Genomic DNA, 14,442 nt, shown 5'->3' on the forward strand with positions numbered 1-14,442 from the left:
TGCTCCAGTCTTGTCGGGTCGGTGGGATCAATAGATCGGGAAGCGTTCGCACAATGCGAAGATCTCGCGGCGCACACGCTGTTCGGTCGCCGGGTCGCCTTCCGGGTTCGCGCGCAGCGCATCGAACACTTCCAGGATCAGGCGGCCCACCTCGCGGAATTCCGCGACGCCAAAGCCGCGCGTCGTGCCGGCCGGCGTGCCGAGGCGGATGCCCGACGTGACGGTCGGCTTCTCGGTGTCGAACGGAATGCCGTTCTTGTTGCAGGTGATGCCCGCACGCTCCAGCGCCTGTTCGACCGGCGCGCCCTTCAGGCCCTTCGGGCGCAGGTCGACCAGCAGCAGGTGGTTGTCGGTGCCGCCCGTGACGAGATCGACGCCGCCCGCCTTCAGCACTTCGCCGAGCGCCTGCGCGTTCGCGAGCACGTTGTCGATGTAGGTCTTGAAGTCCGCGTGCAGCACTTCACCGAACGCGACGGCCTTGCCGGCGATCACGTGCATCAGCGGGCCGCCCTGCAGGCCGGGGAACACGGCCGAGTTGATCTTCTTCGCGATCTCCTCGTCGTTGGTCAGCACGAAGCCGCCGCGCGGGCCGCGCAGCGTCTTGTGAGTGGTCGACGTAACGACGTGCGCGTGCTCGACCGGATTCGCGTGGCGGCCCGCGGCGATCACGCCGGCGATATGCGCCATGTCGACCATCAGCTTCGCGCCGACGCTGTCGGCGATCGCACGGAAGCGCGCGAAGTCGAGCGCACGCGGGTACGCCGAGAAGCCGGCGATGATCAGGTTCGGCTTGTGCTCGTGCGCCAGTGCTTCGACCTGGTCGTAGTCGATCAGCATCGTGTCGCGGTTCACGCCGTACTGAACGGCGTTGAACCACTTGCCCGACAGCGCCGGCTTCGCGCCGTGCGTCAGGTGGCCGCCCGCGTCGAGCGACATGCCCAGCACCGTGTCGCCCGGTTTGGCCAGCGCGAGCATCACCGAGCCGTTCGCCTGCGCGCCCGAGTGCGGCTGCACGTTCGCATAGCCGGCGTTGAAGATCTGCTTCACGCGCTCGATCGCCAGCGCCTCGACTTCGTCCGCGAACTCGCAGCCGCCGTAGTAGCGCTTGCCGGGATAGCCTTCCGCGTACTTGTTGGTCAGCACCGAGCCCTGCGCCTCGAGCACGGCGCGCGACACGATGTTTTCCGACGCGATCAGTTCGACCTGCGACTGCTGGCGCTCGAGTTCCTTCAGGATGGCGCTGCGCACCGGCGCGTCGCGCTCGGCAAGGGGCTGCGAGAAGAAAGGCTGGGTGTTCGACATAGTGCGTCCGTGACGAAGAATAAGGGGCTGAAACCGAAGCTCAAGGCCCGCCCTGCCTGGGTTTCCCGCTCGTCCCGTACAAGGCTGCCGACGGCTCTATTCTTGTCGTTCGGATTTTCGGCGGATTGATGAATTTAGACGCGTTCTTTGCCTTTTCCGCCATGCGCGTCCGTTTTATACAAGTAACCGGTCGTGCTTTTTTGGATGGCCGAGCAAACGGCCCCCAGCAGTTCACCTATGAACAGGCACGCCGGCGGTGCGATTGCCGCCCGGTCGGAGTGCAGCACGTCACGAATTCGGTGCAGTGCAACATGCGGCTTTGAGCCAGACAACGTATGGAGCTAGGGTTTAGCCGTATGGCACGCTTGTTGCGCTGGCTCACACAATACCGCTGCCCGACCCGTGCCCCCCGGGCGAAAAGCTATTAGAGATTCAAGGAACGCTCCCCATGTCGCCCGACCGCACAGCGTCGCTGTCCCACTTCGCGTTCATGCCATTACCGAACTTCACGATGATCGCGTTCACCAATGCGATCGAGGTGCTTCGGATGGCGAACTACCTGAGCGGCCAGCCGCTCTACCGCTGGTCGATAATCAGCCCGGATGGCGGCCCGGTCACCGCGAGCAACGGCCTGACGGTCGACACCGGCCCGGCCGAATGCGTCGGGCAGCCCGACATCGTGTTCGTGTGCGGCGGCGTCGACGTGCAGCGCGCGACCACGCCCGCCCATCTGTCGACGCTGCGCCGCTTCGCGCGCGCTGGCATCCCGCTCGGCAGCCTGTGCACGGGCACCTATGCGCTCGCGAAATCGGGGCTGCTCGCGGGCTACGCGTGCGCGATCCACTGGGAGAACATGTCGGCGCTGAAGGAAGAGTTTCCGGACACGCGCTTCCTGAAGGAACTGTTCGTGATCGACCGCGACCGCATCACGTGCACGGGCGGCGTCGCGCCGCTCGACATGATGCTGAACCTGATCGCCGCGCGCGTGGGCACCGCGCGCGTCACGCAGATCGCCGAGCAGTTCATCGTCGAACACGTGCGCGATACGAGCGCGCAGCAACGCATGCCGCTCGTCGCGCGCCTCGGCTCCGCGAACAAGTCGCTGTTCGAAGTGATCTCGCTGATGGAGAACAACATCGAGGAACCGCTGTCGCGCGAGGAGCTCGCGCGGCTCGCGAACATGTCGCAGCGGCAACTGCAGCGCCTGTTCCGCGAACATCTCGGCATGACGCCGACGCACTACTACCTGACGCTGCGGCTGCGCCGCGCGCGCGAGCTGCTGCTGCAGACCGACATGTCGATCATGCACATCACGATGGCGTGCGGCTTCCAGTCGGCTTGCCACTTCAGCAAGAGTTATCGCGACGCATTCGGCGTCGCGCCGACGCGGGAGCGGCGCAAGCAGGTTGCGCCGCTCGCGCAGGGTGCGGCCAGTGCCGGGACGGTGTTTCCGGTGCATGCGGTCCATGCGTGACACGCGCGCAGCGCGGTGAAGAATCATGCGGTCGTGAAGACCGATGTCGACGGATTGTAGAAGCGTGGTCGCAACCGCCATGCAGCGGTTGTAACTTTCTGCGCGACGCTTCTGAGGCACTTCACCTGACCGCATTACCGCTGTAGGACGATTCCCCGCCCTCCCGGTTTGCTCGCGTCACGATAAGGCGCTCGCCGGGGATCGGGGCGATGTCGCGCCAGACAGTACCGTTCGTCCGAGCCCGGAATTTTCCCGCAGAAGAAACTCCGCTTCCGATACGTGATTTCGTCCGCTGTCACCCAGCGCAATCGCGTCTGCCATGCGTTCGCGGTCCACTTGGAGTTACCGCTTTTCGGCCGCCGAGCGCAGCGCGAGCCGCGATTGAGCGAACAGGTTCACGACGTCATCACGACCGCGTTGTAAGCACCGTCTGCCACGAATGATTCGTCGACGCGGCGCGGCACGGCCATTTCTCTGCCGTTGCAGTCGCTGTCGCTCCATTCGGCCGTACACGCTTTATGTTGAATCCCCAGTGCGTTTCGTCGGCGACCTATCAATCAAGTTGCATCCGCTTGTAGACAAGCAGCGTCGACAGCAAACGACCAAGTCCTGGATCGCAGCGCATCTTCCCGCTCGGTTTGCGAAGTTCAGCGCTCGATTGCGCTTTCATCCCTCTCATCTGTATTGCGCGACTTCGAATCATTTACGTTTCCATTGGATTACTAATAAAAATCATACTTGTCCAATATACAAACCAATCATTACCGGCGATCTTCGATAGCTCGCCCATACATGACATTCCAGATCTCGCCATCACGAACGCGGATAGTATCACCGGCTACATTGCAACCTTTGACAAGATAATCAAATAATGAACGGAAATTCACTGAAATCCGGCTTTTCAGCCTACCTTCTCGCGCTGTCGTCAATGCTGTCCGGCGCTGCGACTGCATGTACAATAAGCGAAGAAGCGCTGGTGCAATTTCCATTCAACAAAACCACATTATCCAATGCAGATAGAGTGATGATAGCGAATAGCGCCATTGAGGCTAAAAAGTGGCCTGATGTGAAAATCAAAGCAATCGTAATTGCCGGCGCCTATATCCACGAAAAAGACATTGAGAAGCTAAAGGATGCACGCGCCGAGAATACGATATCTTATCTGCGAAAACTTGGCATCGGCGCCGAAAATATTTTCGTCGACAAAAAGACATTTACAGATGAAATGGTGGATAAACTACCCGACGGAACGGTCGATATTCATCAGGTAATCGTGGAATTCACACCGATATGTAAAGGTAGCTGTGCATGGATGTGTAACGATCCCCGCGTTACGCCACGAAGTAAAGCCATCAATTGACGACCATGGAACGAAGCGTCAGCGTACGCAAACACTCTTATTCTGACGCCGAGAGCATTGCGGGGTATGTCGTCGATGGTGACTAAGTTCCTGGCTGCCGCCGCGCTCACTTTGATCTGCGCGCATGCAGCATTCGCGTGTGACGGTCCGTCGAACATGCCTGCCCATTACATCGACATTGTTTTCGATACTGATTCGAGCGCAATTTCTTCGATCGAACTATCGAGGTTATCGACATGGTCTAGCGATCTGAAAACGCGCTTTCCGATCATCGATACGGTATGGCTTGTAGGACTGGCCGAAAGAACCGAGCGAGACGCGAAGCAGCTTGCAACGCGACGTGCGGAAAACGTGATGACTGCCCTAGGTCAGTTTTCGATCCGTGGCGAGAAAAGCGATTTCATGGGTCAAATTTTCAAACCGGACGAGTTCGGCCAATCGGGGCCGCGCGTCGAGGTGAACGTTAGTCCGGGATGCCCTGATCACTGCTGCCCGAACCTAAACCCGATACCCAGGACGCGTTGACGTAACGCGGAGCGTTCGGACTTGCCCGCGCGAAGCGGTCCGTCTTCTTCTAACCTTTCCAGCACCTTCGCCTTCCCTCGTCCGGTCAGCCCATCGCCCGCGATTGACACACCGCACGCCCAGCGTTTTCCGAAAACATCAAGATTCCGGAATCTGCAACGTATCGGCGACCGCTCCAGCAGTGCCGACAGTATGCAGCGACCCTGGCCGCCGCTTCCAGCGCGCACTTACGACCCCCACACCTGCATTTCGTAGAGCGAGTAACCCCACTGCGTCGCGCGCTTCGTGCCGAGCATCCGCACGTAGCGGCCGCTGCCGTTGAGATTCGGCAGCGTGACGTGGCTATATGAAACGCCGTTGCTCGTCGAGTAGATCGTCGTCCAGTTGACGTTGTCGTTCGACGTCTGGATCTGGTAGACGAGCGCGCCCGCGTCCCAGTAGAGATCGACGTGATCGATATGCTTCGTCGCGCCGAGATCCACGGAGATCCATTGCGGATCGACGCCCGCCCCTTCCGGCGAATCCCAGCGCGTGCTCGTGGTGTTGCCGTCGAACGCCTTGTCGGGGGTGAGCGACGCGTTGTAGCTCGCCGACGCGGCCGCCGGATGTCCCTGCGACAGCAGCGTCGGCTGCACTGCGGCCGGGCCGCCGTAGTAGCTCGACCCGAGCTTGGCCTTCGTCGTGTCGGCGTTCACGCCGAACTGCGACAGGCTCCAGCGCTGGCCGGTCGTCACGTCGCCGACGTAGAGCTGATAGCCGCCCGCCGTCGTCGACGAGAAGAACACATAGTTGGTGCCGGTCACCGGCGCCGGATCCGAGTTGTTGCTCACGCAATCGTTGATCGGCAACGCGTTCGGCGTCGATGCCGGGTCCGCGGTCTTCGTGTAGATCTGGTCGGCCTGGCCGCTGTCTTTCCAGCGTGCGTAGAACACCATGCCGTCCCCACGCACGATCGGGTAGTACGTCTGCAGTCCGGCCGGGTGATCGAACGTGACGGTGACGCCGGTCGCGAGCGTGCGCTTCATCAGCCCCATGTTCGCGCCCGTGCCGGTCGCGTAGTACACGGCGCTCGCATCAGGCGAAAGGTACGGCATCGAGTATTCGGCGCCGGCCGGCGCATTCGTCAGGCTCACGACTGACGTGAACACCGGGCCCGCGCTCGTGTACGACAGCGTGGCCTGCTTGACGTCGCCGTTCTGCTTGAACACGAGCGTCTTGCCGTCCGCGCTGAATTTCGGGTCCTCGTTGCGCGTGGCACCCGTGCTGTTGGTCAGGTTGACCGGCGGCGTGCCGGCGCCAAGCTGCAGCATGAACACGTTCCACGCGCCGTTGCTGATGCCCATGAATGCGAGCCACTTGCCGTCGGGGCTGAACACGCCGTTCATCGGATCGGTGATGCCCCACGTGCTCTTGCTCAGTTGCGTCAGCGTATGAGCCGAGAAGTCGTACAGGAACAACTGGCTCGTGCCGTCGCCGTATTTGACGTAGCTGTGATAGACGAGCTTGCCGGTCAGTGCGGCGGGAAACGTCGTGTTCGGCTGGGCGGCGGGATTGCTGATGCAGGCGGCTTGTGCCGCGCCGCCGGACATGCCGAGGGCGAGGCCGGCCATCAGGCCCGCGATGAGGGTCGTCGATTTCACGCTGGTTGATTCCGGGAAAGGTAAGGAGGACGCCGCGGAAAAGTCCCGCACCGGATGCGCGGGTGCTACGGATCCGCCGCGCGGCAGCGGGGTCTCCGTATCGATCGGACATCGGGAATGAAGCTTGCTCTAGGATGCCCGCTCGTCAGACGAAAGAAAAGGATCAGAGGCCACGCAAAACATGCGGATCAGCGCGTCGACGGGATTGCGCGCGACGGGTGCCGTGCTACTCTTTTTTCAGCGACGCCCCACGCGCCCGGAGGGCCGTCATGAAGCGATATGCGGCGCTGGCACAGACGATCGCCGAAGCCATCCGGCGCGGCGATCTGGCGGCCGGTGCGCGCATCCCCACCGTGCGCGCGGCCTGTCGCGCGTACGGCGTGAGCCCGTCCACCGTGTTTCGCGCGTACTACGCGCTCGAAAGCGAGGGTCTGATCGTCGCGCGTGCACGGTCCGGTTATTTCGTTGCGAACCTCGAGGACAAGCACGTGCGGTTCGGCCATGAACCGCCGCGCAAGCCGGCCGCCCCGCCAGCCGGCAACGACGATACGCTGTTCCGCCTGCTCGACTCCCTCAAATACGACGACATCGTTCCGCTCGGCTCGGCCTTCGCCAGCTATTCGCTGTTCCCGATGAGCAGCCTGTGGCGCGCGATGGCGTCGGCGGCCCGCAACATGGATCGCACGGCCCTGCTGTCCGGCGCGCCGCCCGGCAACGACGGGCTGCGCCGCCAGATCGCGCTGCGCTACCTGAATGCGGGCGGGGCGTTGCCGATGGACGAGATCGTCATCACGACCGGCGCGCTCGAAGCGCTGACGCTCTGCCTGCAAGCGCTGACGCGCCCGGGCGATATCGTCGCGATCGAGCGACCGGCATTCCACGCAGTCCTGGAGGCCGTGCAGCGCCTGCACCTGAAGGCCGTCGAGATTCCGGTCGACCCACGCACCGGCCTCGATCTCGACGCGCTCGAGAAAGCGCTCGACACGCATCCGGTGCGCGCTTGCTGGTTCATGACGTCGTTCCACAACCCGACCGGCGCGACGCTGACCGAAGAGCGCAAGCGCGCGCTGATCGACCTGCTCGCGGCACGCAACGTGCCGCTGATCGAGGACGACGTGTATGGCGAGCTGCATTTCGGGACGGTCCCCACGCGCCCCGCCAAACTGTACGACGACAGCGGGCTCGTCCTGCATTGCGGTTCGTTCTCGAAATGCCTCGCGCCCGGGTTCCGGATCGGCTGGGTCGCGGCCGGACGCTACGTGCGGCAAATCCGTCAGGCAAAAGGCGCGAGCGCGCCGGCGGCCGACGTGCCTGCGCAGATGGCGATTTCGAGCTACCTGCGCGACGGCGCCTACGACCGCTTCCTGCGCAAGCTGCGCCGCAATCTCGCTGCGCACCAGGCGCAGATGCTGGCGGCCGTGCGCGCCTATTTTCCCGCGGGTACCGAGGTGTTCGCGCCGCCCGGCGGGTATTTCCTGTGGATCGAACTGCCGCCGCGCGTGGATGCGATGCACCTGTTCGGCGATGCGATGGCAAGCGGCGTCAGCATTGCGCCGGGGCCGCTCTTTTCGGCGACCGGCGGATTCCGCCGTTATCTTCGGCTCAATTACGGCCGGCCGTGGACGCCGGCCGTCGAGCACGCGATGCAGACCATCGGGACGCTCGCAGCGCGGCAGCGGCAGGACGGATAGGGCAGATCCGACGAATCGCGACGGCCCGCCCGCGCCTTGCGTTTCACGCGCCGACGACCAAGAATGAAGCGGTAGGCCGCCACGGACGAACGTGTTCCGCGCACCCGACGTCACGGAGAACCTCATGAGCACCGCATGCGAACGACCGTCGACGACGCACGCTCCGACGGATGCCTGCACCAGCCGATCGGTTGCGTTGCCGGAAACGATCATGACGACCGGCGAACGTTCGCGTCATTGACGGCACCCGCCCGCTTGCCGCGATGCGAGTCCTGCCCAACCGCACAATTCGCGCACGCGATGGGTGGCGCGCGATCCTGAACGCGCGGGCCGAAGCGCGGCACACTGCCGGCTTCCGGTGCCGGGAATGCGGCTTCGTGGCCTTCCGCGCGCTCGAGCACTGCCCCGTCTGCGGCCGCTGGAACTGGCCGTTCGATTCGATCCGCGTCGCGTCGAACGGCACGCGTGCGGCGCACTCCTTTCATACGTGGTCATCACGCATCGCGCGGGCGCTTCGCAACGCGGCATTCCGACGGCCGCGCGCATCGAGCGCGCCGATCCTGAGCCTCCTGACACTCGTTCTGCTGGTCGGCGGCTACGTGACGGTCGACCGGACATGCAAGGCCGATCCCGTTTGTCGCGGGTCGAATGAGTATGGCGCGAGGGCGAGCCATGCCGGCCCGTACGCATCGAACGATCCCGTGCTGCCGATCCTGCCGGCGCCCGTCTATCCGTTTCATTCGACCGACGGCACGCAGGCGCCAACCACCCGTCAGGGCAGCCTGGATGTCAGCCAAGCCGGCGAACGGACGACAGTCGCGCAAGCCGCGCCGGCCATGCGTGCATCCGACCGGTCGCACGCCACCGGCACGGTTCGCCTGGCGGACTTGAATGCCAGGCGTGGCGCCGCGCATCGCGCCCGCGCCTTCCACGGTGTGAGCGTGCACACCGCCCATGCGCGACGCACCAGCACCGGCAATACGCAAATCGCGCAGCTCTATCGCGGCCACTGAGCGCGGCCCGCCCTGCTCCGCGCCTCCCCAGTAGAAACGGGCGGCCCGTTTCCGGCACCGCCCGTCTCGCATGACGCGTCGCGCGCGTCGAACGCTAGCGCATCACGCTGCCAGCAACCCGTGCGGGTCGATGACGAATTTGCGCGGCGCACCGCCGTCGAACTTCTTGTAGCCTTCCGGCGCCTGGTCGAGCGAAATCACTTCGACGTTGACGATCTTCGCGATCGGCAGCCGGTCGAACAGGATCGCCTGCATCAGGTTGCGGTTGTACTTCAGCACCGGCGTCTGGCCCGTGAAGAACGAGTGCGACTTCGCCCAGCCGAGGCCGAAGCGGATGCTCAGGCTGCCGTGCTGCGCAGCCTTGTCCTTCGCGCCGGGATCGTCCGTCACGTACAGGCCCGGGATGCCGATCGCGCCGGCCGGCCGCGTGATTTCCATCAGCGAGTTCAGCACCGTCGCGGGCGCTTCCTCCGCATGGCCCGACGAACCGTGGCCGTGCGCCTCGAAGCCGACGCAGTCGACCGCACAGTCGATCTCGGGCACGCCGAGGATCTGCTCGATCTGCTCGCCGAGCGATGCGTCCTTCGACAGGTCGACCGTCTCGAAGCCCATCGCCCGCGCGTGCGCGAGGCGTTCCGCGTTCATGTCGCCGACGATCGTGACGGCCGCGCCGAGCAGGCGCGCCGAGGCGGCCGCCGCCATCCCGACCGGGCCCGCGCCCGCGATATAGACCGTCGAGCCCGGCTTCACGCCTGCGCTCACCGCACCGTGATAACCGGTCGGCAAAATATCGGACAGGCAGGTCAGATCGCGGATCTTCGCCATCGCCTGATCACGATCGGGGAATTTCAGCAGGTTGAAATCCGCGTACGGCACGAGCACGTATTCGGCCTGGCCACCGATCCAGCCGCCCATGTCGACGTAGCCGTACGCGCCGCCCGCACGCGACGGGTTCACGTTCAGGCACACGCCCGTATGCGTGTCCTTGCACATTGCGCAGCGGCCGCAGGCCACGTTGAACGGCACCGACACGAGATCGCCGAGCTTCAGCGTCTCGACGTCGCGGCCGATCTCGACCACCTCGCCCGTGATCTCGTGACCGAGCACGAGGCCGACCGGCGCAGTCGTGCGGCCGCGCACCATGTGCTGGTCGGAACCGCAGATGTTCGTGCTGACCACTTTCAGGATCACGCCGTGGCCGATCGCGCGGCCGCTCGGATCGACCATCTTCGGATAATCGATTTTCTGGACTTCGACCTGACCCGGTCCAAGATAGACGACACCTCGATTGCTGCTCATCGTATTGTCTCCATGTCTCGTTGGCTGGCGCCGCGGCGCGCCGGCTCATGCGGCACACGCGCAACGTGCTGTTCGAGAGTAGTCCCGGAGACGGGGGCGTCGATGTCTCAAACGCGACACGCGTTTGAACACCGCCGACATCGATGGCGGAAATGCGAAAGTCGGGCGGGAAGCCTTCGGGCGGCCGTCATCCCTGAACCGAATAGCCGCCGTCCACGGGAATCACGGCGCCCGTCACGAAGTCGCACTCGGGGGAACACAACGCGACGGCGATGCCGGCCAGGTCCCGCGGCGTGCCCCAGCGCCGCAAAGGGGTGCGCGCCAGGACGCTGCGTTCGAGATCCGGAAACAGCCGTTTGGCCTCGGCAATCAGTTCGGTTTCGATCCATCCCGGCAGCAGCGTGTTGACCTGGATGTTGTCCGGCGCCCATTCGACGGCCCACGCCCGGCCCAACTGAACGATCCCGCCCTTGCTGGCCGCGTAGGCCGCACCGTAAGTGGTGCCGAACAGCGACAGCATCGAGCCGATATTGACGATCTTGCCGCCGCCGGCGCGCCGGAATGCGGGATGAATGGCCTGCGCGCAGAAATGGGCGCCGCTCAGGTTCGTATCGATGATGCGGTGCCACTCGTCGGCGCTCAGTTCATGCCCTGGCTTGCGGATATTCATTCCCGCGTTGTTCACGAGAATGTCCAGCCTGCCGAAATGCTGTTCCGCCTGCGAGACGGCCGCCACGCAGGCGTCGCGCCGCGTGACGTCCGCCTGGACGAACAGGCCCCGCTCGGCGCCGGCCGGCAGCGACGCCAGCGCCGCGTCGCCCTTGACGGGATCGCGGCCGACGAGAACGACGCGCGCGCCGGCCTCGACCATGCCGCGCGCGATGCCGAGCCCGATGCCGCTCGCCCCTCCGGTAATGACGGCCACCTTGCCTGAAAGATCGAACACACGTGCCTCCGATTCGCGTTGCTGTCCCGATAGCGCGACAGGATAGCCCTGCGCGACTCGGCGTTGCGCCGGTACGAAGCACGATATTTTTTGCCGCGAATCATGCCTTTTTCGAATCTTTCGGACATCGACCGACCGGTGCCTGCGGCGCATCGCACAGCGTCGGACGATCAACCGCCGGCATTCTCGCGAATGATCGCCGCGGCGGCCGCATCGGCCTCGCTCGCGACGCCGTCGTGCACGCGCGTGCTGACGGCCGGTGTCGGCGGCTCGCTGTCGAGCGCGTGGCCGTTGCGGTCGTGCGTGTCGACCGTCGCGCGCATCGACAGCCCGACGCGCAGCGGATGCGCGGCGAGATCGCGCGGATCGAGCGCTATCACGACCGGCACGCGCTGCACGACCTTGATCCAGTTGCCGGCCGCGTTCTGCGACGGCAGCATCGAGAACGCACTGCCGGTGCCCGCCGAGAAGCCCTGCACGCGGCCGCGATAGGTCACGCGCGAGCCGTACAGATCCGAAACGACTTCGACGGGCTGCCCGATGCGCATGTGGCGGATCTGCCCTTCCTTGAAATTCGCCTCGATCCACAGCTGGTTGAGCTGCACGACCGACATCAGCGGCACGCCGGGCCCGACCTGCTGACCGACCTGCACCGAGCGCTGCCCGATCGTGCCGTCGACGGGCGCGACGATCGTCGTGCGCTTCAGGTTCCGGTACGCGAGCTTGAACTGCGCGGCCGCCTGCACGACGGCCGGGCTTTCGTCGACGGGCAGTTTGGTGCCGAGCGCACGTGCCGCATCGAGCTGCGCCTGCGCGGCCGCGAGATTCGCCTGCGCACCAGCGACCGCCGCGCGTGCGCGCGCGAGCTCCTCGGGCGCGACGATCTCGACCGATGCGCCCGAGCGAGCCGCGAGCGCGCGCTGCGCGAGCGACAGGTCGGCGCGCCGCGCGTTCACGGCCTCGACGTACATCGTGTTCGAGATCTTCGCGTTCGCGACCTGCCGCACCGCCTGTGCGAGTTGCGCCTTCGCCTGCGCGAACGCGACGGACGCCTCGGTGTCGTCGAGCCGCACGAGCGTCTGCCCGGCGCGCACCGCCTGCGTATCGGCAACCACGACGTCGGTCACCGATCCGGGGATCTGCGCGGCGACCTGGACGATGCTGCCGGCGACGTACGCGTCGTCGGTGTCTTCGTAATAGCGGTCGCTCAGCAGCCAGTATGCGATCCATGCAAGCGCGGCCACCAGCACGACCGCGAAGAACGCGATGAAGCGCTTGCGGCGCGTCGCACGGCGCGCGTCGAGCGCCGGGTCGTTCAATGCGGCCGGCGGCGCGGCGGTATGGAGGTTGTCGTGGTGCATCAGTCGCTTTGCGTAACGATCAGACGATCGTGCTGGAACAGGGGAATCGGCGGCACGGCCGACGGGCTAGGCGCCGGATTCGCCACTACCGTGTGTGCGAGAACGGGCGCACCGCGAGGCGTCGCGCCGACGGCTGGCATGCGCGCCGCGTCGTCGCGCCGTGCGGAACCCGGATTCGATGCAGCGACGCTCGGCGACACGGCCGCGCGCTCCGCACGGGTATCCGCCGACGGCCCCGCCACCGGCCGGCTCGCGGTCGGTGTGGTCGCAGCAGCCACGGCAGCCGCCGCGGGCGGAGCAGCAGAAGCGCCTCGCTTCGCCGCCCCGCTACGCGCCCGATGCACGGCCGGTGCCTGTGCGACCGTTGCCCCTGCATCGAACCCGCCGCCCAGCGCGCCGATCAGCCCGACGCGCAGCGTCCGCTGCCGGCCGAGCAACGCGATCAATTGCGCGCGCTCGTCGATCAGTGTGAGATCCGCGACGTCCACGTCCTTCTGCATCAGCACGCCGCGCCGGTGACGGTCGGTCGCGATCTCCACGATCTTCTGCGCGGCCGCGACCGCGTCCTGCTGCTGCGCGACGAGCGTCTGCGACGTCTGCAGCGACGTGACGAACTGCGCGACCTGCCCGAGCGCATCGTCGACGGTCTTGTTGTACAGCCCGATCGCGACATCGGCCTGCGCGACATCCGCGCCGAGCTTCGCCTTCAGCCGGCCGCGATCGAAGATCGGCAGCGAGATCGCCGGACCGATGGAACCGGCAAGCGCGTCGCGCGAGAACAGCGACGCGGGCGTCAGCGCGAACACGCCGCCGAGCGCGACGAGGTTCACGTCCGGATAGAACTGGGCGCGCGTCGAATCGGCATTCGCGAACGCGGCTTCGACGCGCAACCGCGCGGCGACGATGTCGGGCCGGCGCCCCAGGAGATCGGCCGGCAGCCGCGCCGGCAGCGCGCCGCCCGCGAACGCGCCGACCCGCGGCCGCTGCAGCGCGAGCCCACGCTCGGGGCCACGGCCCGACAGCACGCCGAGCTGAAGTTGCGCGAGCTTGATCTGCTCGTCGTTCAGCGCGATCTGCGCGAGCAGCTTGCTGCGCTTGATCGACGCGTCGCTCGCGTCGTACGCGTTGTCGAGCCCGCGCGCGGTGCGCTCGCGCAGCACGGCCGTCACGCGCTGGCTGACCTTCAGCTTCTGCTGCAACAGATCCTGCGTCGCATACGCCTGGTCGAGCTGGCAGTACACGGTGACGATCGCGACCGCCAGCGTGAGCCGCACCTGCTCGGCCTCGACCCGCGCCGCTTCGCGCAGCGATATCAGGCTTTTCGTCGCGGCGCGGTTCTTGCCCCACAGGTCGAGCTGGTAGGTCAGCCCGACGAATACCGACGACGGCGAAGTGTTCGGATCGCCGAAGATCTCGACAGGTACGCGGTAGCCACTAACCGATACGTCGGCGACGTCGTTGCCCGGCTTCGGCATCCGCGCACGGCTGACCGTTGCGCCGGCCGTGCCCGTCAGCCCCGTCAACGAATCGAACTGCTGAAGCTGTGCCTGCGCGATCCTGAGCCGCGCCTGCGCGACCTGCAGATCGGGGTTGTTTTGCGACGCCTCGGCGACCAGCGCGTCGAGCTGCGGATCCTGCAACTGCTTCACCCAGTCGGGCGCGGGCCATGCGCCGTTCACGCCGGGGCCGGCCGTGTGCGCGAGTGCATCGTCGGCCGGCGCGTGCAACGACAGCGACGGCAGGAAGCCCGACGGCACACATCCGCTCAACGCCAGCGACACCGCCGCGGCGACGATCATCCTCGAGCCGCCCTTCGCGCCGCGCGCCGGAT

Annotated in this window: 11 protein-coding genes; 5 read left to right on the forward strand and 6 right to left on the reverse strand. The window is 65.6% G+C overall.

The genetic code is table 11. From position 1 onward, the window contains the following. Positions 1–27 precede the first annotated feature (27 nt). Positions 28–1,302, reverse strand: a complete 1,275-nt coding sequence (locus LGN17_RS09465; protein WP_175953108.1) for a serine hydroxymethyltransferase — start codon at positions 1,300–1,302, stop codon at positions 28–30. Between the two features lie 448 nt (positions 1,303–1,750). Here LGN17_RS09465 and LGN17_RS09470 point away from each other — a divergent pair, with 448 nt between their 5' ends. From LGN17_RS09470 to LGN17_RS09480, 3 genes are all read left to right on the forward strand, one after another. Beyond that, a complete protein-coding gene (locus LGN17_RS09470; RefSeq protein ID WP_226196167.1) occupies positions 1,751–2,776 on the forward strand; it encodes a GlxA family transcriptional regulator in 1,026 nt (341 codons plus the stop codon). Between the two features lie 871 nt (positions 2,777–3,647). Continuing rightward, positions 3,648–4,136 carry a hypothetical protein gene (locus LGN17_RS09475; protein ID WP_226196169.1) on the forward strand — a complete coding sequence of 163 codons (489 nt, stop codon included), beginning with the start codon at positions 3,648–3,650 and terminating at the stop codon, positions 4,134–4,136. Between the two features lie 66 nt (positions 4,137–4,202). Further along, complete coding sequence (locus tag LGN17_RS09480; protein WP_226196171.1) at positions 4,203–4,661, forward strand: hypothetical protein; 459 nt, start codon at positions 4,203–4,205, stop codon at positions 4,659–4,661. 227 nt (positions 4,662–4,888) lie between these two features. On the opposite strand, the gene LGN17_RS09485 is transcribed toward LGN17_RS09480, so the two are convergent. Beyond that, on the reverse strand, positions 4,889–6,301 hold the full coding sequence (locus tag LGN17_RS09485; protein WP_226196173.1) for a discoidin domain-containing protein: 1,413 nt from the start codon (positions 6,299–6,301) through the stop codon (positions 4,889–4,891). Between the two features lie 269 nt (positions 6,302–6,570). On the opposite strand from LGN17_RS09485, the gene LGN17_RS09490 reads away from it, so the two are divergent. Continuing rightward, complete coding sequence (locus LGN17_RS09490; protein ID WP_226196175.1) at positions 6,571–7,992, forward strand: PLP-dependent aminotransferase family protein; 1,422 nt, start codon at positions 6,571–6,573, stop codon at positions 7,990–7,992. A gap of 263 nt (positions 7,993–8,255) precedes the next feature. Then, positions 8,256–9,005: a hypothetical protein gene (locus tag LGN17_RS36850; protein WP_226196177.1), complete on the forward strand. Its 750-nt coding sequence runs from the start codon at positions 8,256–8,258 to the stop codon at positions 9,003–9,005. Positions 9,006–9,107: 102 nt separating this feature from the next. Here LGN17_RS36850 and fdhA read toward each other — a convergent pair whose 3' ends face one another. The 4 genes from fdhA to LGN17_RS09515 form a co-directional block, all read right to left on the reverse strand. Next, positions 9,108–10,304: a formaldehyde dehydrogenase, glutathione-independent gene (gene fdhA / locus LGN17_RS09500; RefSeq protein ID WP_059525191.1), complete on the reverse strand. Its 1,197-nt coding sequence runs from the start codon at positions 10,302–10,304 to the stop codon at positions 9,108–9,110. A 187-nt stretch (positions 10,305–10,491) separates the two neighbouring features. After that, complete coding sequence (locus LGN17_RS09505) at positions 10,492–11,403, reverse strand: SDR family NAD(P)-dependent oxidoreductase (protein ID WP_226196179.1); 912 nt, start codon at positions 11,401–11,403, stop codon at positions 10,492–10,494. 17 nt (positions 11,404–11,420) lie between these two features. Continuing rightward, on the reverse strand, positions 11,421–12,611 hold the full coding sequence (locus tag LGN17_RS09510; protein ID WP_226196181.1) for an efflux RND transporter periplasmic adaptor subunit: 1,191 nt from the start codon (positions 12,609–12,611) through the stop codon (positions 11,421–11,423). Beyond that, the gene (locus tag LGN17_RS09515; protein WP_413227017.1) at positions 12,611–14,410 is read right to left on the reverse strand and encodes an efflux transporter outer membrane subunit; all 1,800 of its coding nucleotides are present in this window, start codon (positions 14,408–14,410) and stop codon (positions 12,611–12,613) included. Before LGN17_RS09515 ends, LGN17_RS09510 begins: the two co-directional genes overlap by 1 nt. Positions 14,411–14,442 lie beyond the last annotated feature (32 nt).

The sequence above is a fragment of the Burkholderia sp. AU30280 genome (assembly GCF_020420125.1).
Taxonomy (GTDB): domain Bacteria; phylum Pseudomonadota; class Gammaproteobacteria; order Burkholderiales; family Burkholderiaceae; genus Burkholderia.